The organism is Novacetimonas pomaceti (assembly GCF_003207955.1).
GTDB classification, from domain to species: Bacteria; Pseudomonadota; Alphaproteobacteria; order Acetobacterales; family Acetobacteraceae; genus Novacetimonas; species Novacetimonas pomaceti.
The window spans coordinates 19,394-42,887 of the sequence record NZ_NOXG01000008.1 but is presented as its reverse complement, the minus strand read 5'-3'; the positions used below and the strand labels follow the sequence as shown (position 1 = coordinate 42,887).

At 60.3% G+C, this 23,494-nt stretch carries 20 protein-coding genes; 16 read left to right on the top strand and 4 right to left on the bottom strand.

Going from position 1 to position 23,494, the window contains the following annotated elements:
• Positions 1–8: 8 nt before the first annotated feature.
• The 3 genes from CFR71_RS08975 to CFR71_RS08965 are packed head-to-tail and all read right to left on the bottom strand — an operon-like array spanning position 9 to position 3,314.
• Positions 9–788 carry an amino acid ABC transporter ATP-binding protein gene (locus CFR71_RS08975; protein WP_408891787.1) on the bottom strand — a complete coding sequence of 260 codons (780 nt, stop codon included), beginning with the start codon at positions 786–788 and terminating at the stop codon, positions 9–11.
• Positions 778–2,292, bottom strand: coding sequence for an ABC transporter substrate-binding protein/permease (locus tag CFR71_RS08970; protein WP_338065927.1), 1,515 nt, complete (start codon positions 2,290–2,292; stop codon positions 778–780). Before CFR71_RS08970 ends, CFR71_RS08975 begins: the two co-directional genes overlap by 11 nt.
• A gap of 35 nt (positions 2,293–2,327) precedes the next feature.
• Positions 2,328–3,314, bottom strand: a complete 987-nt coding sequence (locus CFR71_RS08965; protein WP_110530336.1) for a LysR family transcriptional regulator — start codon at positions 3,312–3,314, stop codon at positions 2,328–2,330.
• Positions 3,315–3,596: 282 nt separating this feature from the next.
• Here CFR71_RS08965 and CFR71_RS08960 point away from each other — a divergent pair, with 282 nt between their 5' ends.
• The 14 genes from CFR71_RS08960 to CFR71_RS08895 all read left to right on the top strand — a co-directional run bounded on the left by CFR71_RS08960 (position 3,597) and on the right by CFR71_RS08895 (position 20,191).
• Positions 3,597–4,466, top strand: coding sequence for a dimethylarginine dimethylaminohydrolase family protein (locus CFR71_RS08960; protein WP_110530334.1), 870 nt, complete (start codon positions 3,597–3,599; stop codon positions 4,464–4,466).
• Positions 4,467–4,718: 252 nt separating this feature from the next.
• Positions 4,719–5,897 carry a pyridoxal phosphate-dependent aminotransferase gene (locus CFR71_RS08955; protein WP_110530332.1) on the top strand — a complete coding sequence of 393 codons (1,179 nt, stop codon included), beginning with the start codon at positions 4,719–4,721 and terminating at the stop codon, positions 5,895–5,897.
• 64 nt (positions 5,898–5,961) lie between these two features.
• A complete protein-coding gene (locus CFR71_RS08950; RefSeq protein WP_110530414.1) occupies positions 5,962–6,687 on the top strand; it encodes a class II aldolase/adducin family protein in 726 nt (241 codons plus the stop codon).
• A gap of 406 nt (positions 6,688–7,093) precedes the next feature.
• A complete protein-coding gene (locus CFR71_RS08945; protein ID WP_110530330.1) occupies positions 7,094–8,455 on the top strand; it encodes an Nramp family divalent metal transporter in 1,362 nt (453 codons plus the stop codon).
• Positions 8,456–8,513: 58 nt separating this feature from the next.
• Entirely contained in the window at positions 8,514–8,654 is a 141-nt protein-coding gene (locus CFR71_RS16515; RefSeq protein WP_165829231.1) for a hypothetical protein, read from the top strand.
• Positions 8,655–8,807: 153 nt separating this feature from the next.
• The gene (locus CFR71_RS08940; protein WP_110530412.1) at positions 8,808–10,148 is read left to right on the top strand and encodes a dihydroorotase; all 1,341 of its coding nucleotides are present in this window, start codon (positions 8,808–8,810) and stop codon (positions 10,146–10,148) included.
• Between the two features lie 206 nt (positions 10,149–10,354).
• Positions 10,355–11,392, top strand: a complete 1,038-nt coding sequence (locus CFR71_RS16510) for a L,D-transpeptidase (RefSeq protein ID WP_239020330.1) — start codon at positions 10,355–10,357, stop codon at positions 11,390–11,392.
• Between the two features lie 582 nt (positions 11,393–11,974).
• The gene (locus tag CFR71_RS08925; RefSeq protein WP_110530326.1) at positions 11,975–12,781 is read left to right on the top strand and encodes a hypothetical protein; all 807 of its coding nucleotides are present in this window, start codon (positions 11,975–11,977) and stop codon (positions 12,779–12,781) included.
• A gap of 16 nt (positions 12,782–12,797) precedes the next feature.
• Positions 12,798–14,483: a hypothetical protein gene (locus CFR71_RS08920; RefSeq protein WP_110530324.1), complete on the top strand. Its 1,686-nt coding sequence runs from the start codon at positions 12,798–12,800 to the stop codon at positions 14,481–14,483.
• 72 nt (positions 14,484–14,555) lie between these two features.
• A complete protein-coding gene (locus CFR71_RS08915; RefSeq protein ID WP_110530322.1) occupies positions 14,556–14,882 on the top strand; it encodes a DUF4282 domain-containing protein in 327 nt (108 codons plus the stop codon).
• A gap of 87 nt (positions 14,883–14,969) precedes the next feature.
• Positions 14,970–16,229 (top strand): hypothetical protein, encoded by a 1,260-nt coding sequence (locus CFR71_RS08910; protein WP_110530320.1) that lies wholly within the window; start codon positions 14,970–14,972, stop codon positions 16,227–16,229.
• 372 nt (positions 16,230–16,601) lie between these two features.
• Positions 16,602–18,299 carry a thiamine pyrophosphate-binding protein gene (locus CFR71_RS08905; protein ID WP_110530318.1) on the top strand — a complete coding sequence of 566 codons (1,698 nt, stop codon included), beginning with the start codon at positions 16,602–16,604 and terminating at the stop codon, positions 18,297–18,299.
• A 267-nt stretch (positions 18,300–18,566) separates the two neighbouring features.
• Positions 18,567–19,220, top strand: coding sequence for a DedA family protein (locus CFR71_RS08900; protein WP_110530316.1), 654 nt, complete (start codon positions 18,567–18,569; stop codon positions 19,218–19,220).
• A 119-nt stretch (positions 19,221–19,339) separates the two neighbouring features.
• Positions 19,340–20,191 carry an SDR family NAD(P)-dependent oxidoreductase gene (locus tag CFR71_RS08895; protein WP_110530314.1) on the top strand — a complete coding sequence of 284 codons (852 nt, stop codon included), beginning with the start codon at positions 19,340–19,342 and terminating at the stop codon, positions 20,189–20,191.
• 16 nt (positions 20,192–20,207) lie between these two features.
• Here the strand turns inward: CFR71_RS08895 and trhA are convergent, their stop codons facing one another.
• A complete protein-coding gene (gene trhA, locus CFR71_RS08890) occupies positions 20,208–20,864 on the bottom strand; it encodes a PAQR family membrane homeostasis protein TrhA (RefSeq protein WP_110530312.1) in 657 nt (218 codons plus the stop codon).
• Between the two features lie 328 nt (positions 20,865–21,192).
• On the opposite strand from trhA, the gene CFR71_RS08885 reads away from it, so the two are divergent.
• Together CFR71_RS08885 and CFR71_RS16165 are read left to right on the top strand one after the other, a co-directional pair.
• Positions 21,193–23,058: a M1 family metallopeptidase gene (locus CFR71_RS08885; RefSeq protein WP_239020329.1), complete on the top strand. Its 1,866-nt coding sequence runs from the start codon at positions 21,193–21,195 to the stop codon at positions 23,056–23,058.
• 6 nt (positions 23,059–23,064) lie between these two features.
• Complete coding sequence (locus CFR71_RS16165; protein WP_133251120.1) at positions 23,065–23,493, top strand: hypothetical protein; 429 nt, start codon at positions 23,065–23,067, stop codon at positions 23,491–23,493.
• The last annotated feature ends 1 nt before the right edge of the window (position 23,494 follow it).

The following is a 23,494-nucleotide window of genomic DNA, read 5'->3' as shown; positions in this document are numbered from 1 at the left end:
CCATCCGGTCAGAGGCAGAGCATACGATCAAGAAAAGCCCGCGCGCGGGGACTGTCGGGCGCGTGAAAGAAGGTGGCGGCGGGAGCGGTTTCAAGAAGCTTCCCACGGTCCATGAACATGACACGATCAGCCACGTGCCGGGCAAAACCCATTTCGTGCGTGACGAAAACCGTCGTGATCCCCGCCGCGCACAGGTCGTTTATGATGTTTTTCACATCACTGATGGCCTCGGGGTCCAGTGCCGCGGTCGGTTCATCAAACAGCATGATTTCCGGCTGCATGCACAGGGCGCGGGCGATCGCAACGCGCTGCCGCTGCCCGCCCGATAGTTGCGCGGGATATTTTGCCGCCTGTTCCGCGATCCCCATCTTTTCAAGAAATTGCAGGGCAAGATCGCGGGCACCCACGGGGTCCGCATGGCGCACGATACGCGGGGCCAGCGTGCAGTTGTCCAGGACGCTCAGATGCGGAAACAGGTTGTAATCCTGAAAAACCAGTCCGACCATGCCCCGCAGTTTCACCAGATCCGTATTGCGGTCGATCACCTGCCCATGGATTGACAGCGTACCGCTGTCATGGGCTTCGATCCGGTTGAAACAGCGGATCAGGGTCGATTTGCCCGCGCCCGATGGGCCCAGGATGGCTATTTTCTCGCCCTTGCGGATTTCAAGGTCAATCGCGTCCAGCACGGTGAAATCACCATGATACCGGCTGAGCGCGCGCGTCCTCAGCACGACCGGCCGGGACATCGCGGATGTGGCCGGATCATTTGGGGGATCATCTTTCATGCACATGCCCCACATCCCACCCAAAGCGCCGTTCCATCCATTTCTGCACCATGATGAAGGACAGGACCATCAGCAGGTAATATACAAGCGCTGCCGCGTAATACTCCGTAAACTCGAAACTGCGTGCCACTTCCACCTGGGCTACGGAAAGCAGTTCATGCAGGGAAATGACGGATGCCAGCGACGTGGTCTTGAGCAGCGTGATGAAATCATTGATCGTCGGGGGCAGGGCGATCCGCAACGCCTGCGGAAAAATCACATGCCGATAGATCTGCCATCCCCGCATCCCCAGCGCACGCGCGGCGGCAATCTGTCCCGCATCGACAGAAGCGAGGGCGGAGCGGTTGATTTCAACCTGATAGGCGCTTTCGTTAAGTGAGAGGGATATCCATGCCGCAAGAAAGGGCGTGAACCAGGCATGCCGGAAAACGGGACAGAACTGCGGCAGGGCGTTCCATACGAACAGCAGTTGCAGCAATGTCGGCACGGCACGGAACAGATAGACATAAAGACGCAGGAACGAGCGCAGCAGCCCCGGCCGCCCATCCAGGCGGAGCGCCATGGGCACGGAAATCACGATGGCCGTCGCATGCGACGCCAGCGCCAGCCCGAGGGTCAGCGCCGCGCCACGCAGGAACGACAGGGACGTCAGGGCGCTGAAAAAGTCATGCCACGCGAAAACGCCGCCGTGGCCGGAGGACAGGGCAGTCGCATCCCCGGCGGCCAGCGACCACCTGCGGATGATGGCATTGAGCTGCCCGTCGCCAGACAGGCTGCCAACGGCACGTCGCAGGGCGTCGCGATCATGCGGGTTCTTGCGGATATACAACGCGAACTGCCGGTAATCGGGATCGTCCGCGCGCAGGATGACATGCACCCTGCCATGCAGCTGTTTCTGGCGGAAAGATACCTCCACATCCTGGCTGATGAAGGCGAAATCCCGTTCCAGAAGCACCTGCTGCACCACGGCGTCTTCGGTCGGATACTGGTCGATTTCAATGGGAAGGCGATGCCGCGCCACCAGGATTTCATTCTGGCGTTCAAGCATCGCGGCGTAACTTGTCCCCGCCTGCACGGCGACATGCTGTCCCGACAGATCCTCCATGCCGGCAATCGGGGCCGCCGTGACAGGCGCGACGACCACCATCGCCGTATCCAGGTAGGGCACGGCGTCAAAGTTTCTTTCCCGACTAGGCAGGCGCGCGACCCCACTGGCAACCAGCGAACATCTGTTGCCCATCAGCGCAGGAAACAGGCCGGCGAAATCCATGGAAGAGATATCAAGCCGGACATGCCAGTGCGTCGCCAGCGCCCGGGCCAGGTCGATATCCACCCCGGTCGGGACAGCCCCATCCGCGTGATCCATGAAGGTCATCGGGGGGAGGACCGGATTGGTACACAGCGTCAGGACGCCATCATGGACGAAACCCGGCAGGTCCACCGACTGCGCCATGACAGGACGCGCAATCAGGGACAGGAATACAAAAAAAACAAGGCAGAACAACCGGATATCCGTAATTACGCGACAGACGGAATATTTCAATACGATTCTTCCAGGATCGTACGGAAGGTTTCGATCATCAGGCTGGTGTCGGGGGAAGGGCGCACCAGGAAATGGAAACTGGTCATCAGGCGCAGGCTTTCAGGCCCGATATGACGCAAAAGCCCGTCTTCGACCAGGGGACGGGCATAGGCTTCCGGCAGGAAGCCGATATAATTCCCCGACAGGATCAGCAGCGCGCGCGCATCGACATTTTCCGCGCCGGCGCAGAACGTCATCTGTCCCTTGATCCTGTCCCACGCGGGGGAGGAGACCGCGCTGGAAACCTCGATCATACGCTGCTGCGTCAGGGTTTCCAGCGTGATCTCCTCTTCCGGCACGCCGGCAAGCGGATGGCTCGCCCCGCAATACAGGCCGAGGGATTCCGTAAATAACGCCGTGCTCTGCAGGTCGGGACGATGGGGGGCATGCAGCACGATTCCCGCCGTGGCGCGTCCGTCAAGGACGGCAAGCTCCACCTCCCGCGGGGAGGCCGAACACATGTTCATGAAGACCGACGGGTTGCGCGAGGTAAAGATCTTGATCGCGCGGATGACCGCCGTTTCACCATGGATCAGGATGTTATCGGGCATGTAGAAGGAAAAACGCCCCGACAGGATACCGCTTGCGCTGTTGATGCGCTGCTGGAAACGGTCGATGTCCGACAGAAGTTCTTCCGTTGCCTCAAGCACCATGCGCCCTTCGCCCGTCAGTGCGAAACCGCTGCGGCCGCGCTGGCACAGTTTTATGTTCAGACGGTTTTCCAGCGCCGATATGTCAATACTGATGGAAGACTTGCTTTTACCCAGCGCGATTTCCGCGGCGGAAAAACCCCCGCGCTCCGCCACGGTCCGGAATACCCGCAGCAGACGCAGATCAACTTCGGCAACCTGACCGCGAAATCCCCCGCTCCTGCGTCGTTTTGACGCCCGGCGCTGCCCGGAAGGCTGGGGTGGGGAAGAAAGGGTGGTCGGTTGGGCTGTCATGTGCGTCGGGATCCGTCCATGTTACCTGCGGCGGTTCTGTCTGAATGGGTCCAATCGGAACGATGTTACCTGAAAGGTGCCATAATCGTCTCTTATCCCCCTTCGTTTGTCCAGACAGTGCAACAATATATTTCTGGACACAAACAAGTTTTCCGGTTCCATAAATTAATGGAATTTCAAAGTGAACTCATTATCATTTTTATCCCGTCACGTTCCGGACGCTGATAGCGTTTTTCCCTGCCTGGAAAGCAGGTTGCTGTATCTGTTGAGGATTTTCACGTCATGAGAGCAAATCGCTGGTTCATCGACAGCGAAAGCGGGAACCTGTCTGATGTCCTTCTTTGCCGCCCGGATCATTATTCGTGGCTTCCCAGTAACGACATCGCAATCCAGACCATGGCCGGGGGACAGCGCGTCAATCATGCGGTCATGCTGTCACAGTTCGATGAACTGGTGGACGCCCTGCGCATGGCCGATGTCACCTGTCATTTCCTGACGCCCCGAAGCACGATGCCCTATGAGGTCTATACCCGCGACAGTTCCCAGACCACGCCATTCGGCACGGTCGTCACCAACATGGCCCGGCCAGAACGCCGCCCGGAAGAGGCGCAGGTCAGGCAGTTCTATGGCCCGGACGAAATCTGGAAAACCTGCACGCAGGGCCATATCGAGGGCGGGGACATACACTTCATACGGCCCGGCCTGCTGGTGATCGGCGTCAGCGGGGGACGCACGGATGAAGCGGGCGCGCGCGAATTCGCGCAGTGGTTCACGCAGGAAGGCTGGACATGCCGGCTGATCCGTTTTCCGGCGCATTTCCTGCACCTGGATGTCATTTTCACCATGGTCAGCGACGATACGGCCATCGCGGTCACGGATGTCCTGCCGGATGCCGACCTGCAATGGCTGCGCGAACAGGGCATACGTCTGCTGCCAGTCAGTTACAAGGAAGCAATGAATGACATGGGGTGCAATGTTCTTGCCCTTGGCAGGGGACGGGTCATAAGCCCGCGTCACTGCACCCGCATCAACCAGATGCTGCGCGGCGAAGGAATCGAGGTAATGACCCCGAATCTGGATCAGTTTTCACGTGGTGGCGGCAGCGTGCACTGCATGACCATGCCTCTGCGGCGGGACTCCCTCGCGACATGATCATTACCCGTATTGCATGGTAGAATATAATTTATGGAATATCTCATCCGCATCCGGCGCAACCATCAAAAAGAAAATGGCATGTCCCGCCTGCCATTGCCGAGCTGCGGCAAATGACCGTTCCATGCATGTTACGACAGTGTTTTTCACAACGAATCTTGATCGTAACGAATAACCTTGCATGATATGCGAACCTGTATATGGATCGGGGCCACCTTCCGCCCGTGCCCTGTCACAACAAGGAACGCATACATGAATACCCATGCGACTTTGTCGGCTGATGCCCGACGCGACCTGTTGGAACGTGGATATTCACGTCGCCAGTTCGGTCGCATCGGCGCGCTGCTGGGGGCAGGGATGGCACTGGCGTCGCTGCCGGGCAGGGCGGCGCAGGCCCGTGGCGTCGTCGCGTCGGCAGGCAATAACGAAGGCAAAGTGTTAATTGACAGTAACGAATGGTGGACCGGCCCGATGGAGGAAGGCGTGCGCGCCGGTTCCGCCATGGTGGCGCGGGGAAATCGTTACTGGCCCGGTCATCTGCGGCAGGACCTGATCAACGCCGTGGCGTCGGTTGACGGGGTACCCGCCGATCACATCATGCCATGGCCGGGATCGGGCGATCCGCTGTGCCGTGCGATCGTGACCTTCTGTTCCCCGCAGCGTGGGCTTGTGACCGTCAATCCCACCTATGAACCGTCGTGGGAAACGGCGGAATGGCTGCAGGTTCCCCTGACCAAGGTACCGCTGCGCCCCGAAAACAACTGGCGCCCGGATGTCCGCGCCATGCTTGCCGCCAATCCCCGGGCCGGGGTCTATTACATCTGTTCGCCCAACAATCCCACCGGGACGCTGACCCCGATCGAGGACATCGCGTGGCTGGTTGCCAACAAACCTGCCGGTTCGATCGTGCTGGTCGATGAGGCCTATATCCATTTCGCAGGCACACCCAGCGCCGCCACGATGGTGACGGCGGGCAAGGATGTTGTCGTACTGCGTACCTTCTCAAAGCTGTTCGGAATGGCCGGGCTGCGTCTGGGGCTGAGCATGGCGCGCCCCGACCTGCATGAGAAGATGATGCGCTATGATGGCTTCGCGCAGTCCTTCATGCTGTCGACGGTGGGGCTGGCCACCGGCCTGGCCAGCATCACGCGGGCGCAGGAAATAGCGCAACGTCGCGCGCAGACCACGGAAATCCGTGAAAAGACCCTCGCGCACCTGCGCCAGCGGGGCATATCCTATATTCCCAGCACGGCGAACATGTTCATGGTGGACTGGAAACGTCCCGCGCAGCCGGTGCGCGAGGCAATTTCAAAACAGGGCGTCGTGATCGGGCGCAACTGGTCCATATGGCCGAACTGCTCACGCGTCACCGTCGGCTCCGAAAGCGACATGCGCAGTTTCTGCAATGCCGTTGACGTGGTCATCGCCTGAACCCACGCGCATGAAACCGGGGGGCAACAGGCCCATGTCGACCACCACGCCAGACGTGCCCTCCATGCCGGAGAGGGCGCTGAGGCAGGAACTCGCCGCCGCCTACCGGCTGATTGCCCATTTCGGGATGACGGATCTTGTCTATACCCACCTGTCGGTGCGGCTGCCCGGTCCGCAGCATACCTATCTGGTCAATCCCTATGGCTTCCTGTTCGAGGAAATCACCGCCAGTTCGCTGGTGAAGGTGGATGCGGACGGCCATCCCCGGCAACCTACGGCATGGCCCATCAATCCGGCCGGCTTCGTCATCCATTCCGCCATCCACCGCGCCCGTCCCGACGCGGCCTGTGTCATGCACACCCATACGGTCGCGGGCATGGCGGTGGCCGCACAGGATCAGAGGATCCTGCCGGTCAACCAGATCAGCATGGAATTTCATGACCGGATTGGCTTTCACGCCTATGAAGGGATTGCCGCCGACGACAACCTGAGCGAACGCGAACGTCTGGTTCGCGACCTTGGGCAGCATCACGGGCTGATCCTGCAAAATCACGGCCTGCTGACGGTCGGGCGCAGCGTGGCGGAATGTTTTTACCGCATGTATTATCTTGAACAGGCATGCCGCATCCAGATCGCGGCGCAATCAACCGGAATGCCGCTGCATTTCCCCTCCCGGGACAGTATTTTACGGGCACGGCAGCAATTCGAGGATGATACGGACCAGGGACAGCTGATCTGGCAGGCACTGATCCGCAAGCTGGACCGTGAACAGCCTGATTACAAGGACTGAAGACGGCCCTGCGCTCCTGTTCGCGCCATGGGACAGTAAACGCGACAGCCTGACATTACGCCCATTCATTCCATTCGTTTGCGCCGTGCCGATGCGCAGGAAGCGCACGCACTGATCAATGCCAGTCCGGCAACGGAACCGGGCCGGGGTCCAGCGCGTCCTGACGACGCCGCGACCACGGATCGCCCCATCACACCGGCATCAGAGGCGCCAGACAGAGACGCCAGACGGGCAGGGGCCGGACATCGCCACCCCGAGCCAACATCCGACGATGGTTTTCCCTTCCAGCCATGCGTGATCATCCACGCACCATGAAAAATTGTTGTTACCACAACATATAGCATATTGCATATTTCCGGACCGTCGCGTTCAATGGGCACATACCAGCGTCCTGAGGCACCGAGCCATGTCCGACAGCCCATCCGTGCCCTCCCCCCCCGGCTGGCGCTTTGCCCGGCGGAACAGCACGAGCCCCAGCCTGCCGGACGTCCACGGCAGCATTCATGTCCCCGAGGCCACGGCCCCCTGGTGGCGCCGCTTCGCCGCGTTCGTGGGGCCGGGATACATGGTCTCCGTCGGATACATGGACCCGGGAAACTGGGCGACGGACCTGCAGGGGGGAAGCCTGTTCGGTTATCGCCTGCTGTCGGTCATCATGCTGTCGAACCTGATGGCCATCGTCCTTCAGGCGCTGGCGGCCCGGCTGGGAATTGTAACCGGGCGCGATCTGGCACAGGCCTGCCGGGACCATTTCCCGCCCATGGCAAGCATTGCATTATGGCTGTCCTGCGAACTCGCGATCATCGCCTGCGACCTGGCGGAGGTCATCGGCACGGCGGTCGCGCTGCAACTGCTGTTTGGCATTCCCCTGATCGGGGGAACGATCCTGTCCATCGGCGACGCGTTTCTCGTGCTTTTGCTGATGCGGCGCGGCTTTCGGTATCTGGAGGCATTTGTCATCGGGCTGCTGCTGGTGATCGCGGGCTGCTTCGTGGTCCAGCTTGTCGCCGCCGTTCCATCGCTGTCGGCGATCCTGCGTGGCTTCATGCCGTCTCCGCAGATCCTGACCAACAGTTCCATGCTGTATGTCGCCATCGGCATCATCGGCGCCACGGTGATGCCGCATAACCTGTACCTGCATTCGTCCATCGTGCAGACCCGTGATTTCCAGCACACCGTCGCCGGACGCCGCGACGCCATCAGGTGGGCAACGCTGGACAGCACGATCGCCCTCGTGCTGGCGCTGTTCATCAATGCCGCCATCCTGATCGTCGCGGCGGCGGCATTCCATGCCCACGGACATCAGGACGTGGCGGAGATTTCCGATGCCTATCGCCTGCTGTCCCCCGTCCTTGGCGTGGGAATCGCCTCGACCCTGTTTGCGACGGCGCTGCTGGCGGCGGGCACCAATTCCACGGTGACGGGCACGCTCGCCGGGCAGATCGCCATGGAGGGCTTCCTTCACCTGACGCTTCCCCACTGGGCGCGCCGCCTCCTGACGCGTGGCCTTGCGGTGCTGCCGGTCCTTGTCGTCATACCGCTGTATGGCGCGCGGGGGGTGGGGGAACTGCTGATGTTCAGTCAGGTCGTCCTGTCGATGCAACTGCCTTTCGCGGTCATCCCACTGATCATGTTCGTTTCCGATCGGGAGAAAATGGGGGAATTCACCATTTCCTTCCCGATGAAGATTTTCGCATGGATCGTTGCAACGACCATCCTCGTTCTCAATTTCAGGCTGCTGTGGGACACGCTCTCGGGGCAGTCATGAAAGACACAGGCGCATACGACGACGCAACAGCCCCTCACATCCGGGCAAAGGAGGGATCATGACAGAGCGGCATCGCGATATCGTCCCGACAGCCGTCCCGCTTGGCGGTCGGCATGCGGGACCGGATTACTGGTCCGGGCATCTCCTCATCATCGTGATGGCCACCCTGTGCGTCATCATGCTTTTCGTTGCGCAATAGGACCGCCGTCAGGTCATGGCGGCCTCATGCCGCATCGAAACATGAAACGAAATGCCTGCTTCTGGACGTTCGCATGCATGTCGATTATTTTCCGTTCCACGCCGGAGCCGGTTGAGCATCTGCTCCACAAACGCATACGAGACGGAAGAGCTGATGCCTGGCACATTTTACGACCTGCTTCTAAAGAACGGGACGGTTGTCCTGCCTGACCAGACCGTGGCGACGGACCTGTACGTGCGCGACGGGCGCATTGCCCGCATTGGCGGCACGGGGGAGGCCCGTCGCACGATTGACTGCACCGGCCTGACCATCCTGCCCGGCGTGATCGACACGCAGGTCCATTTCAGGGAGCCGGGTCCCGGCGATGCCGAAGACCTTGAATCCGGCAGCCGCGCCGCGGTGCTGGGCGGGGTGACCGGCGTTTTTGAAATGCCCAACACCCAGCCCCCCACCGATACCCCCGAAGCCGTCCGGGACAAGCTGGCGCGGGCGCATGGCCGGATGTGGTGCGAGCATGCTTTTTATGTCGGCGCCACGACCGACAATGCCGACCGGTGCGGCGAACTGGAAAAGCTGCCGGGTACGGCGGGCATCAAGATTTTCATGGGATCCTCGACCGGCAGCCTGCTGGTTTCCGACGACCGGATCCTGGAGCGGGTGCTGCGTTCCGGATCCCGCCGCGTGGCGATCCATGCCGAGGATGAGGAACGCCTCCATGAACGGCTTGGCCATCGCGTGGAGGGCGATCCGTCATCGCACCCGGTCTGGCGGGACGAGGAAACGGCAATGCGCGCGACCCGGCGCATCGTGCGGCTGGCGCGCAGGACGGGACGCCGCATCCATGTCCTGCATGTCACGACGCCAGCGGAGCTGGAGTTCCTGTCCGCGAACAAGGATATCGCCAGTTGCGAGGTCACGCCGCAGCATCTGACCCTTGCCGCCGAGGATGCCTATCCCGAACTGGGCACGCTGGCGCAGATGAACCCGCCCATCCGCAACCGTGCCGCCCGCGACGGGCTGTGGTTCTGGATGGGGCAGGGGGTTCCCGACATCATCGGCTCCGACCATGCCCCCCATACCACGACCGCGAAGGAACGCGCCTATCCCGCGTCCCCGTCCGGCATGCCGGGGGTGCAGACGCTGCTTCCCCTGATGCTTGACCATGTCGCCCATGGACGCCTGACGCTACGTCGCGTGGTGGACATGACATCCGCGGGTCCGCAGCGCCTTTTCGGACTGGTGCGAAAGGGACGTATCGCCGTTGGGTATGACGCGGATTTTTCCATCGTGGACCTCAATGCCCGATGGGAAGTCAGGCAGGACTGGCTGGCCTCGCGCTGCGGGTGGTCGCCCTTTGTCGGGCGCACGCTGACGGGACGGCCGGTGGGGACCATCATCCGGGGCCATACCGTCATGTGGGAAGGCGAACTGCCGGGCACGGCCATTGGCGAGCCCCTGCGTTTCGAGGCCACGGATCGGCCCCAGGACACCTGATCGGGTCCCATCGCGCATCCGTGGCGTAATTTGGCCGCCATGGATGCTCGCGCGCCTGATCCCGCCTTGCGCCATGTCCCATTCCGCCCCGATGACAAGGACATCAAAATCAATAGACAATTGAATATACAGACATGTCCCTGAACGACTTTTTCAAGATGGCACGGAATAACGCTGGATCATCGGGTCATCATGTCAAAAACCACATGTGGATGGTTTCATGCGCGGCCGGGGTGTTCCTCATTCTGGGCTGCGCGATGGAACAGGGGAGGGCGGAGCCTTCAACGCCCGATGTCTCACGCGAAATAGGCGCTCTCCAGACGGCCATGAAGGCCGAGGTGGGAACGCAGATCGTACGGACCAGCCCAGCCCTGACCAGCCACAGCCTGTCGCTGGCGAAGCAGCTTCTGGACAATGCCCATCTCTGGCCCGACAGCCCGCAGGTCATCCTGGTGGTGGACCGTTCCGAACGGGTGCAGAGACTGTGGGTTACCGTTGGGGGAGGGGACCTTGGCACCCTGACCTCCCTTGGCACGGTGCGCGTCAGCACGGGACGCCCCGGCCGCGCGGAACATTTCCGGACCCCGGTCGGCATCTTTACCAATGACGGGCAGATTTATGGATATCGCGCGCAGGGCACGAAAAATGAATTCGGCGTCAGGGGCAACGGCGGCAAGGGCATGCGGGTATGGGATTTCGGCTGGCAGACGACCGAGGACTGGCGCAGGAAAGGCGCGGTTGCCGTCGTGCGGCTGGAAATGCATGCAACCGATCCGGACCTGCTGGAACAGCGGCTGGGCCGCTCTGATTCCGAAGGGTGCATACGCATCCCCTCGCGTTTCAATACATTCCTTGACCGTCACGGCCTGATTGACCGCGACCTGGATAACCTTATCCGTGACGGGCACGAGGCGCGGGGCCTGCAGGCGTTGCTGGGGGCGGGGCATGTGTCCGCCTCCCTCGCGGGGGACAAGGTCGTCGTGATCGATTCCTCGCAGGTGGATGCGCTGGTTTCCGATCCGCAACTGGCGCGCAAGATACAGGACGATTTTGCAAAGTTCCTTGCACAATCGGCAAATCCTGCTCCTGCTCCTGCTCCTGCTCCTGCTCCTGCTCCTGCTCCTGCTCCTGCTCCTGCTCCTGCTCCTGCTCCTGCTCCTGCTCCTGCTCCTGCTCCTGCTCCTGCTCCTGCTCCTGCTCCTGAAGAAGGTCAGCCCGCGGACGAGGCTACGACAACCCTCTGATCCACAATTCATGAAATAAATATTTCATCATGTATTGTATTTTTCAATGCATCCAGCACGACACCCAAAGTATCGTGTAAATATTCCACCTCATTTTATGCTGGATCATATTTCGGGATTTTTCATCCCGATACTCCCGGCACCGATTTTCCATGGGCAGGTTTCAACCGGCAACCATGGCGACGTATTATCCGGTCAGGATATCGACCACGATCTCTCCCCAGACATTTCCGGGCAGCCCGTTAATCATTTCTTTAATGGAACATTATACGGAGGATTCTGGAAATCCGTCAGAAATTCCCAAATACATGTCAAAAATCTGTAACACAATGCCCTTTCGAACAAGGAGAACCCAAAATCCGGAATACTGACCGATCATGCATGTCAATCGCGTTTAGAGAAGAAAATTCAAAAAGATAATATTTATTTTTCCGTTTTTATATCTTCATCTTTCACGTATTCAACCTGAAATTTCCTGGTTAGATGTACATCCGGTCTATTTTTTTGATTGACGATCCGTTGAAGCAACGTTATCCCCGTCCGAAATTTCAACTTGCATAATACATTAGGAAAAGATCGGTAATGCGTGACTTTTACAGGATTGGCGCAAAAACTTTTTCCATCCTCTGCATTTCCGTTTCGATTTCGGGGTGTGTGACGGACCAGTCAGGAAATACTGCCCAGACCGGAACGGAACCCGGTGTCCATACCACCCGCAATCACGTCGTGGCTGGCCTGGCAAGCCTGATTGGCGGTGAATCCTTTGGTTCGAGCATCGGCAACATGCTCGACAACATGGATCGCAAGGCGCTGGCCCGCAAACAGCAGCAGCTCCTGATGGCGCAGGGCGATAACCGCACGGTCACATGGCAGTCGGACCATTCGGCCATGCGCGCCACCATCACGACGTCGAACACCCGCCAGGAAGAAAAGTCGATCCGCATCGTGCGTAACGCCAATGTCGCGGCACCCGGATCCATTCATGCGATTGGCGCGCGTTATCAGGTGACATCGGCGGCCCCCGTCTATCTTTCCCCCTCCACGTCAGCCACGGTTGCCATGACGCTTCCGACGCAGTCCACCATCATGGTTGTGGGCCAGCTGACAGGGCAGAACTGGATGCTGGTTTCACAGCAGGGACGCGCGGTCGGATATGTCACGGCATCCGCCCTGCATCCCATGACCGCAGCCAGCCGTCACGCGGCCAGCAGCGGCACGTTTGACCTTGATGCCGCGCCGTCGGCCCCGGCCAGCAAGACCGTGTCGTCTACCGTCAATGCAAGCGTCACCTGCCGCGACCTGAAGACCGTCGCCACGGACAAGGGGAAATCCAGCACCGCGACCGAAACGGCATGCCGTTCGCCGCAGGGCGTGTGGGAACTCAACTGACGTGAGGAGCAAGCGCATGATCCGGTCGGTCCTGCATACCCCCGGCGCGCGCCAGCGCCTTGTGGCCGGGGTGGCGCTGGCGATGGCGTTGATCCCCATGGCGGCACGGGCCGATGACGAAGCCCTGATCGCACGTTCCAGCGCCCGCCATATCGAGGTCTATGCCGCAGGTGGCGCCAACTGGTGCCAGCCCAGCCTGCACCTCAGGATGGTCCTGACAAGCGAAAGCGCGGACAGGGGCAATCCCGCGGCACAGGTCGAGCTTCTGGACAAGATGCGCCGGGAATTTGAACAGACCTGCCCGACAGCGGAACGCGCGGACGCCAACGTGTCCGAAGATGGAAACATTACCGGCCATTTTCACGCGGAACGCAGCTCCGGCTGGACTTTCGCGGCCGTGACGCCTCCCGCATCCACATCCCCGGCATCATCTTCCGCCGAGCCGCCCCCGCCATGGGCGCTGTCGCCTGACGGCAGCACGCCACAGGGCGCGGACGCCACGCCGGCACAGCCAACACCTGCCGCGACACCGCCAGAACCTGCGCCCGCGCCAGCCGCGCCATCAATCACGATACCGCCCGTGGGTGACCAGAATTACTGGGGCTATCTGCTGTTCGCCGGCAAAAATGACCCCTCGTTCCTTGCCAATCCCGACGTCCAGCGCTGCTGGGCGCAGGGCCATATGCAATCCGAATGGTTCCGTGCCGGCAGCGACGATTTCCGCCAGCATGAAATCCTGGAAAAAGCCGGCCAGGACATGCAGGCCCAGAGCAGCGTGATCGGGCCGAACCTCATTTACGCAAGCATCGAGACCGAATTCGGACATTACGATTTCCAGACAGGCACGTTTCCCATCGAAATCCATGGGGATACGCTCAACCTGTCAGGATCCTGCGCGGGCGATGGCATTCCCTCGCGCGTTCCGCTGCATGTACCGGACATGCAGAGCATCACCGGTTTTGCAATGTCGCCTGAGGATGCACGTAATTTCGAACGCAAACGCGAAAACTTTGGCTGGATGAACCGCCGCATCTGGGTCCTGATGACTTTCGAAGTCAATCCCAAGAGCGCCAGCGGCAATGGTGGACAGACGGCATATTCCGCCACGCTTCGCGGATATGCCGTCTATGGAAACAGCCATATGGAAACGCCGATTTACCAGGCGGGTCCGGAACAGATCGCGGCACAGCGCGCGCAGGCGGCAAAGGTCGCTGCCGAAAAGCGGCAGAAACAGCTCATGGCCCGTCGGGACAGCGAAATCCAGCAGCTGTCCAACGCCCCGCCGCCAGTACGCATGGCGAACTGGATCAACGATGACAAACCGGTCGAGCTGTTCCGTTCGCTTAACAATATCCGCGATACCCGTTTCGCATCGATGCAGAACAATGGCAGCCCGGTGGAGGCCAGTTTCCTGGTCCAGACAGACGGTTCCGGCCACAAGGACGTCGCCACCACCTGGCCCGGTCACCTTGACCTGACAATGGCTGATGAAAAAGCCACGTTCGGGGATGCCGGCTGGTATCTGGTGCGCGGTACCCTTTCGACCCCCACGACGGGTGATTTCCCCGACGCGCAGATGACGGTCGTGCGTGCGTATGCCTGCAAGCAGGCGCAGTGCGCCGACGCAACCGACCCCACGGAAATCGAAAACCGCAAGATCGCCAATGCCACACAGGCGGCGACGGGTGCTCCGGCACCCTGATTTTCCTGAATCCGGCCCCTTTTGCTTCTGACACCAACCGTTATGTTTTTTTCCTGACAAGGACCAAATGCAATGAAGAGCCTCCTGTCCTTCAATACGCTTATTACGCCCCAGTTCATGAAGATATTCTATTATATCGGCGTCGTGAGCTGTGTTCTGTCCGGACTGGGCACGTTCGTCGGAATACTTGGGCTTTTCATCAATTCAGCGGAAATGCTGGGACAGTCCACGACGCTGGCCGCCCTTGCCGGTCTGTTCATCGGGGGGATAGCCGCCCTTATCATCACCGTCCTGAGCATCATCCTGACGCGCATCGCCTGTGAAACCGTGCTGGTGGTGTTCATGATCCGTGACGAACTGGCATGGCAGCGCGAAAACGCGCAAAAGCGCGTCGCCTGATCCGGCAGAGCAGACAAAGGGACGATGACGGCCATGCTGACCCCCGGCACACCTCCTCCGCCAGGCGCTGCTGCGCTTGATTCCTCCATGTTGCTGCCGCCACTTGGCGAACTGCTGCCGCCAATCAGCCCCCTGATTCCCTCTGGGACCCTGCTGGCGGCAGGCGGGATCGCCCAGACCGCCGCTGGCGGTGACATGGGCGCCACGCTGAAGGCGGATGAAACGCTGGAGCAGCTGGGCAAGGGGCTGAAGGAATTTTCCGCCCGCACCTCCAGCTTCGTCGCATCGCAGGCGCCCAAGGTCCGCGCGGCCCAGCGTTCCGCCACCGAATACATGAACAAGGCGGCCCATGAACTGGGCAATGCGGAAAACCGCCGTTCCTTCGTGCAGAAATACCGCCGGTGGCTGATGGCCGGGGCAGGGGGCATGGGCTGCCTGCTGCTGGCCGGATGGGGCGTGATGCATCATCTGGCGACGGAAAAGGCGACGAAATCCGTCCATGACGCCCTGCTGTCCGCCCATCTTCTGGACGTGGTGCAATATGATGGGGTCAGCGCGTCTCCCTTTGGCACCGTGTGGCTGTCCGGTGTGAAATGGCACGTGACGCCGAATGCCGACATCACGATTTCCAGCCTTGGTATTTCCAATATCGATACGGCGCATCCGGTTCCGCACCATCTGGATATCTCGGCTTCGGGAATGGATATCCCTGTCCAGAAACTTCTCAACAGCGGATCGGGCATGATGATGCCCGATATCCTGAACAAGCTTGTCCACGCGACGGCGCGCGACGGATACAACAACCTGCGCGGTTCGTTTGAACTGGCCTACAAGCTGCAGGATGCCAAGTCGTTGATGGATATCCGGACCAGCGCCACGCTGGATGATTACGCAAGCTGGAAAGGCCATGTCGAACTTTCCCAGTTCTCGTCAGTCCTGCTCGACCCTTCGCTGTTTGCTCTGCTGTCGCAGAACAAACGGGGCATCAACGGTTTCCTCGTCTTCAACATCCTGCAGAGCCTGTCGCGGATCGGTGTGCAGAACGAGGACATAACGATCGACACGACGCCCCAGACCAGGCGGGAAAAGGAACTGCCCAATACGCCGCTTCCCGTGGATGGGTCCGATACCCAAAAGGACGGAATGATTGCCATCAAGGAAAACCAGGCCCGTCGGGCCGGCCTGTCGGATAAGCAGGCACATCTGGCGGCCCTGCTGGACACGGACAATCTTCCGGCCTTCAACCTGAAATCGGACAACAAGAACGCCGTGCCGCTTAACGAACTCAAGGACATGCAGCTGCCTGAACTTATGCAGCGCCTCAACGCCACGCTCAGCCAGATGTAAGGCGGTCCGTTTCCACGCGCCCTCGCAAAACGCCGCGCGGGGGCATCATGTCACATGTCCACCCGGCCCCGTTCCGTTGGCTGGGCGACATGGCAGCGGGAAGGACATGGACCTTCCCCATCCCGCATCATGTTTCGGGAGAAAGGCTGCCCCTCGGGACGGGGAGGGGCACATCCGCCACATGCCGGGCGGGCCGGCCCGGGCATGAGATCATAACATTATATTCTGAAATATGTTTTTGAATATAAATAACCGATAATCACATCCAAACTGTTCTCGTCTGTCTTATATGCGTCGGGGCCATATTGGACGGATGACAATCCCTGTTTTCATATTACAGTCGCAACGACACCAGTATGAAAGAGGCCATTCATGCAGATCACGGCAGTCAGTGATATCGACGGTCAGCGCAGCCGCAGGGGCGCTGACATCCTGCTCGAACTTCTTGAAAGCGAGGGGGTCAGGTATATTTTTGGCAATCCCGGCACCACTGAACTGCCGCTGATTGATGCCCTGCAGAAACGCCCCGACCTGCATTATGTCCTTGCCCTGCAGGAAGCCAGCGCGGTCGCCATGGCGGATGGATATGCGCAGGCCGCGGGACGTCCGGGCTTTCTGAACCTGCATACCGCGGGCGGCCTGGGACATGGCATGGGCAACCTGCTCAACGCCAGCGTGTCGCAGACGCCACTGGTCGTTACGGCGGGCCAGCAGGATTCACGCCATACAATTTCCGACCCCCTGCTGTTCGGTGATCTGGTCAGCATCGCGACACCCGCGGTCAAATGGGCGCAGGAAGTGATGCATGCGGACCAGTTGCCGATACTGGTGCATCGCGCGTTCAACGATGCCATGGCGGCGCCCACGGGACCGGTGTTCCTGTCATTGCCCATGGACGTGATGGAGGAAATGAGCAACGTCGCCTCCACACCGCCCTCGCATATCGACCGGCAGTCGATTGCAGGCGGCCTGCCGGAACTGGCGCAGGCGCTGGCGCGGATTGCGCCGGGACGGCTGGGCATCATCGCGGGCGACGAAGTCCATGCCGCCGGTGCCTCGGCACAGGTCGCGGCGGTGGCGGAACTTCTGGGCGCGCCGGTATTCGGATCATCCTGGCCTTCGCGCATTCCCTTTGCGACGTCCCATCCGCTGTGGGAGGGGAACCTGCCGCCCCGTGCCGCGGACATCGCGGCAAAGCTGCGCGATTATGACGCGATTTTCGCCCTGGGTGGCAAATCCCTGATTACCATCCTGTATTCCGAAGGCTCCGCCGTGCCGCCGGGCTGCGCGATCTATCAGGTTTCGGCCGATATCGGGGATCTGGGCCGCACCTTTTACACGCCGCTGTCGCTGGTCGGGCATATCAGGTCCTCGCTGGAGGCATTACTGCCCCTGCTGGAACAGGCCACCGTGGCCAACCGGGAGGCATACGCCAAAAACCGCAAGGAAGTGGCCGACCGGAACGCAGGGCGTCGCCGTCATGCGATCAAAACCGCGCTGCAGCACATGGATGAGCCCGTCATCGCCCCCTGTGTCGCGGCCTACGAGGCCGTGCGCGCCATCGGTCCCGATGTCGCGATCGTCGATGAAGCCATCGCCACGTCTTCCCATGTGCGCTCGTTCCTCGACAGTGACTGGCCGGCGCAATATTCCTTCCTGCGGGGCGGCGCGCTGGGATGGGGCATGCCCGCGGCTGTCGGGGCCTCGCTGGGGCTGGGCAGGGAACCTGTCGTCTGTCTGGTGGGGGACGGGGCCTCGCTCTATTCCCCGCAGGCGATCTGGACGGCGGCGCATGAGAAGCTGCCCGTCACCTTCGTCATCATGAACAATCAGGAATATAATGTCCTGAAGGGCTTCATGCGGCGGCAGACGCATTACGTCTCCAGCCGCAATGGCAATTACCTTGCCATGGACCTGAATGACCCGGCCATAGATTATCAGGCGATGGCGACTTCCTACGGACTGTCGGCCATCCGCGTTACCCGCGCCGCCGACATCGGCCCGGCCATCCAGGCAGGGATCGCGTCAGGCCGCGCGAATGTCGTGGAGATCATGATCCGCGCCGAATAGGAAACGCCGCCCACGGGATCGCAGAAGATCGGTTGTTTTTCCCGTCTGCCTTCTGCGATCCATTTCCGCCCGACACCCTCGACATGATGGAAAGCAGCTATTTGAAAAATGGGGTTCCCACGGGTTGCAAATTCCCGCATTGCGGTGTCCACATGGCATGTCAGGCGACTGGGGATCCCGCATAACAGGTGATGGTAGCCATTTCCGGCCGCATGAAAGGCGCCCCGCGCATGCCACGCGCAAGGAGATTGTAAGCTGCTTCACCACATGGACTCCCTGTTCCAGCATTATGGATATGGCGTAATCACCTTCATCGTCATGCTGGAAAGCATGGGCCTGCCGCTGCCTGCGGAAACGCTGATCATCTCGGCCTCGCTCTATTGCGCGGCGACCCACCACATGAATATCGGATGGGTGGCGGTTGCCGCCATCATCGGCGCGATCATAGGGGACAATATCGGCTACATGATTGGCAGGGCCGTGGGCATCCCCCTGCTGCAACGTTACGGCACGCGGATCGGCATGACGCCGGACCGCCTGCTGCTGGGCAGGTTCCTGTTTCGTCGCCATGGCAGCGAAATCGTCTTTTTCGGCCGTTTTATCGCAGTCGTGCGCGTGTTCGTGGCGCTGCTGGCGGGCGCAAACCACATGACGTGGCCGCGTTTCCTGATTTTCAACGCCGCCGGCGGCATCTGCTGGGCCGGTGGCTATGCCATGCTGACCTATTACCTGGGCCACAAGATCATGCAGTTGTCCGGCCCCGCGAGTGTCATCGGCGTGATCGGCGTCGTCGTGGGCGTTGGCGGTTCGGCCATTTTCCTGCGGCGGAATGAAAAACGCCTGACGGAAAAGGCAATGCAGGAAGCGCGCGACGACATGAGCGGCAATGATGAAAAATCGGGCACATCAAAGTCACGGTGAAAGGGGCAGGCGTACAATTTGCCTTCGACGCACTGATGACGATATGTTACAACAGGTAACATGAGCCGTAAGCATATCAGGTTGAAAATCATCACTTTCCCACCCAGCGCGAGATTGCCATGACGGATCCGCTTCCATCATGTTCGACGCGGCATCCACTGGCGGTCATTACCGGCGGCGCTGGGGGAATTGGTCGCCTTGTGATCAGGGGCCTGCTTGCGGCCGGGTATCATGTCGTGGCGATAACGCGGCGGGGACAGATCCCGATGCTGCCGGATTCACCTGACCTGACCACGCTGCGCTGCGATCTGGGCGATACGCACTCCATTGTTCCGGTCACGGCGCAAATCCGTGCCATGGGCGCGCCGGTTCAGGTGCTGATCCACTGCGCGGGCGTAATCGTGCCGCAAACCGTGTCGGATCTTGATGACGCGGCCGTCGCGGAACAGATGAAGGTCAACCTGCAGGCGCCCGTCATCCTGACCACCCACCTGCTGGACCTGATGCCGCGCGGGGGACACATCGTGTTCGTCAATTCGATGGCGGCCATCGTCCCGCTTGCCGGAAGCAGCGTCTATGCGGCCACGAAATTCGGCCTGCGCGGCTTTGCCCTGTCCCTGCGCGAGGAAGTGAAGTCACGCGGCATACGCGTGTCGTCCGTTTTCCCGGGCGCGGTTGATACCCCCATGCTGCAGCGCGAGATGCAGAACGGCGGGTCCGCCCTGAATTTCGTGACACTGCCCGTTCAGCCGCAGATCATCGCCAACATCATCCTGCGTACCCTGCGCCGCGGCAGCCGGGATGTGTTTGTTCCGTCCTCGGACGGGATCTTCGGGCAGATCCTGCTGATCTTCCCGGCCCTGTGGCAACGCCTGCTCCCGATCATGCTATGGATCGGGGAAAAGGGACGCCGGAAATACCTGCGTGCCCACAGGGACGACGGGGCAGGCCCCACCGACCGTCCTGCCTGACATCCACGATCCGCCCTCAGGTCGCAAGATCGATCATCCGCTTGACGGCGTAGATATGGGTGGAAGCACCCAGCACGACGAAGACATGCCACAATACATTCGAAAACGGCATGTCTTCGTGATTATAAAATACTGTCCCGATGGAATAAAACGCCAGGCCAAGAATAATAAGCAGCACCACCTGAAATGGGAGGTGCCAGAATACCGGATCAGGGCACAGGAAAAACATCCATGCCACGGCCAGATAGGGGATGACCTGATATTTCTGGCTTTTGGCGAACCAGAACAGTTTCATGGCCATTCCCGCCAGTGCGCACAGCCATAACAGCATGCAGAACCACAGGCTGAGCGCGCCGCTTCCCCCCATGATGATGAAGGGGGTATAGGTGCTGGCGATCGCGATGAAGATCATTGCCTGATCGACCCGCTGCAATCCGCCCTTGAGACGGCAGGCCGGGCAGAAATTATAGGCCGCCGAACAGAAACAGACCAGGATCAGGCAGCTTCCGTAAAGGAACACGGACTGACGCGCCGCCCAGGACGCATCGCGCGGCACGGAAGCGCCCAGCCATCCCGCGCCGGCGACCATGACGGCGACCCCCACGATATGGACGGCAAAATCCACCACACGTTCGAACAGGGTATAGGAAGGAAAGCGGGCATTTATTCTCATGGCCGCGAATTATATCCCAAATACGCCCTGCCGCGACACGCGGCAGCCATGCATCCCCTGAATGAAACAGGCAGACCTGTCGGCATTCGTTACATCAACATGCCGAATTGATCGGGAACCGATATGGTTTTCAGGGATCTTTTTGATATCATGACATTTCATGCTCCCGCAGGAAGAAGGTTTCCAGACACTTATGAATTTTCATGAACGTTCAGCGAGATACCGTCTCCTGCTTCTGGGCTGCGTGGCCTGTATCGCATCCGCCCCTTCGGCATGGGCACGCGAAGAACATCCATCGGGCATGACATCCAGGGCTCCGGCGATTTTCATGCCCCAGCCAATGCCTGACCGGCCAACCGTTTTCCGCTCCGCCGCGGGGGTGCCGGGCCGTGCCTACTGGCAGAACCGGGCGGACTATGCCATCCACGCCACCATCACGCCCGAAACCCGGACCCTTTCGGGGGAGGAAACCATCACCTATACCAACAACAGCCCGGACGGGCTGGATGAGGTATGGCTGAATCTGGACCAGAACATCTACCAGCCCGGTGCGCGTTCCCAATTTGCGTCTGATCGCTTCTCCGCCTCGCGCACCGATGGCGTCCGGATTGAAAAAGTCGTCGTTGAATATCAGGGAACCAAAAAAGAGATCACCCCGGTCATCAGCGACACCCGCATGCAGCTGCGCCTGCCTGCCACGTTGCGGGCAAAGGGGGGACGGGCGCGGATCCATGTGACATGGCATTACGTCGTTCCGGGACCGTGGGGGGGACGCACCTCCGTCACGCCCAGCAGAAATGGCGATATTTACGAAATCGCCCAGTGGTATCCGCGCATGGCGGTGTACGACGATATCCGGGGATGGGACACCGCACCTTATCTGGGGCAGGAATTCTATCTCGAATATGGAAATATTGATTACCGGGTGACGGTGCCGTGGAATTACACGGTGGCCGGGTCGGGCACGCTGCTCAACCCCGACAGGGTGCTGAGCACGGTCGAACGCAGGCGCCTGTCACAGGCCGCCCACAGCGACACGCGCGTCATGATCCGCACCGCGCAGGACGTCACGGACCCGGCCAGCCACCGCCACGACCATGGAAACGCCACATGGCATTTCCGCATGGACAATACCCGTGACGTGGCCTTTGCGGCGTCGCCGGCATTCATCTGGGACGCGGCCCGGATGAACCTGCCATCGGTACGCGGCGTGACGAAGGGACCGCACCTGGCCATGTCGGTCTATCCGGTCGAAGGGGTAGGGGCCGACGGCTGGGATCGCTCCACCGAGTATGTGAAGCATGCGATCGAATATTTCTCGGCCCAGTGGTATCCCTATCCCTGGCAGAACGCGATCAATCTTGGCGGCCATGGGGCGGGGATGGAATATCCCGGCATCGTGTTTGACGGGATGGAGGATCGCGGCCCCCCGCTGTTCTGGATCACCACGCATGAACTGGGGCATGGATGGTTCCCCATGATCGTCGGTTCCAATGAACGGCGCAACGCCTTCATGGACGAGGGATTCAATACCTTCATCGACGTCTATGCCTCCGACCATTTCAACCATGGGGAATTCGCCCCCAAGAAGGACAACGAATTCGCGCCCAAGACCGGCAATCCCGCCGATGATATCGTGCCGCTCCTGCGCGACAGGGATGCCCCGACCCTCATGACGCCATCGGATCTGGTGCAGGAGAAATATCGCCACCCGGTTACCTATTTCAAAGGCGCGTATGGCCTGAAACTGCTGCGGGAACAGATCATCGGGCCGGAACGTTTTGATCCGGCATTCCGGCGCTACATCCAGGTCTGGGCCTTCCATCATCCCACCCCCTCGGACTTCTTCCGTTTCCTCGGCAGCGAAACCGGGGAGGACCTGTCATGGTTCTGGCGGGGATGGTATTTTGAAAACCAGGCCCCCGATTACGCCTGCACGGCGATCCATCCCGACACGAACGGATACAGGGTGACTGTCAGGAACAAGGGGGGCCTGCCAATTCCGGTCGTCATGCAGATGACGTACATGGATGGTTCAACGCAGCGCAGGACCATCCCGACCGAGGCATGGTACCAGCACGACGCCATCGACGTGCCGGTCGCGACCCATGGCGTGCTGAAGACGGTCACACTCGACCCCGATCATGCCATTCCCGATATCGACCGCGCCGACAACACCCTACGCGTGCCCTGACCGGACATGAAAGGCGCGCCTGATTTCAGGCGCGCGATCAATGTCGGCATGACCTCGGAAGAGGGGATTTTATCCATCGCATTGCCTGTCGCGTGGAAAAATCCCCCTCCGCGCCACGCCCCTGTCGGGGCGGAACGGCTTTTGAGCCTGCCTGAAAAGTGCGGCCCGATAATACCTTGGAATCATAAAGGTTTTTTGGTGAAGCTTTTTCCAAAAAGCTTTAAAAGACATTCCCTTTTTGGAAAAAGGCGACACATTGACGTGAACCTGATGCCATCACGCGCAAGGATGGACCATGATGCATCGCAGGGACAATCAGCCAATCATCCGACATATCCGGCATCCCGGGGAACTCTCCGGGGCAACCATGGGTCAGGCCCCGATTTAATACCCCGTATTCCCTTTTTTCCATTCGTGGCGAAAGGCAGCACTTGAA

Coding starts and splice junctions, on each gene's coding strand:
- CFR71_RS08945 (WP_110530330.1), top strand. CDS start 7,094: ATGTCCGACAGCCCATCCGTGCCCTCCCCCCCCGGCTGGCGCTTTGCC.
- CFR71_RS16515 (WP_165829231.1), top strand. CDS start 8,514: ATGACAGAGCGGCATCGCGATATCGTCCCGACAGCCGTCCCGCTTGGC.
- trhA (WP_110530312.1), bottom strand. CDS start 20,864: ATGAGAATAAATGCCCGCTTTCCTTCCTATACCCTGTTCGAACGTGTG.
- CFR71_RS08905 (WP_110530318.1), top strand. CDS start 16,602: ATGCAGATCACGGCAGTCAGTGATATCGACGGTCAGCGCAGCCGCAGG.
- CFR71_RS16510 (WP_239020330.1), top strand. CDS start 10,355: ATGTGGATGGTTTCATGCGCGGCCGGGGTGTTCCTCATTCTGGGCTGC.
- CFR71_RS08940 (WP_110530412.1), top strand. CDS start 8,808: ATGCCTGGCACATTTTACGACCTGCTTCTAAAGAACGGGACGGTTGTC.
- CFR71_RS08965 (WP_110530336.1), bottom strand. CDS start 3,314: ATGACAGCCCAACCGACCACCCTTTCTTCCCCACCCCAGCCTTCCGGG.
- CFR71_RS08960 (WP_110530334.1), top strand. CDS start 3,597: ATGAGAGCAAATCGCTGGTTCATCGACAGCGAAAGCGGGAACCTGTCT.
- CFR71_RS08950 (WP_110530414.1), top strand. CDS start 5,962: ATGCCGGAGAGGGCGCTGAGGCAGGAACTCGCCGCCGCCTACCGGCTG.
- CFR71_RS08975 (WP_408891787.1), bottom strand. CDS start 788: ATGAAAGATGATCCCCCAAATGATCCGGCCACATCCGCGATGTCCCGG.
- CFR71_RS16165 (WP_133251120.1), top strand. CDS start 23,065: ATGAAAGGCGCGCCTGATTTCAGGCGCGCGATCAATGTCGGCATGACC.
- CFR71_RS08895 (WP_110530314.1), top strand. CDS start 19,340: ATGACGGATCCGCTTCCATCATGTTCGACGCGGCATCCACTGGCGGTC.
- CFR71_RS08900 (WP_110530316.1), top strand. CDS start 18,567: ATGGACTCCCTGTTCCAGCATTATGGATATGGCGTAATCACCTTCATC.
- CFR71_RS08920 (WP_110530324.1), top strand. CDS start 12,798: ATGATCCGGTCGGTCCTGCATACCCCCGGCGCGCGCCAGCGCCTTGTG.
- CFR71_RS08955 (WP_110530332.1), top strand. CDS start 4,719: ATGAATACCCATGCGACTTTGTCGGCTGATGCCCGACGCGACCTGTTG.
- CFR71_RS08915 (WP_110530322.1), top strand. CDS start 14,556: ATGAAGAGCCTCCTGTCCTTCAATACGCTTATTACGCCCCAGTTCATG.
- CFR71_RS08910 (WP_110530320.1), top strand. CDS start 14,970: ATGTTGCTGCCGCCACTTGGCGAACTGCTGCCGCCAATCAGCCCCCTG.
- CFR71_RS08885 (WP_239020329.1), top strand. CDS start 21,193: ATGCCCCAGCCAATGCCTGACCGGCCAACCGTTTTCCGCTCCGCCGCG.
- CFR71_RS08925 (WP_110530326.1), top strand. CDS start 11,975: ATGCGTGACTTTTACAGGATTGGCGCAAAAACTTTTTCCATCCTCTGC.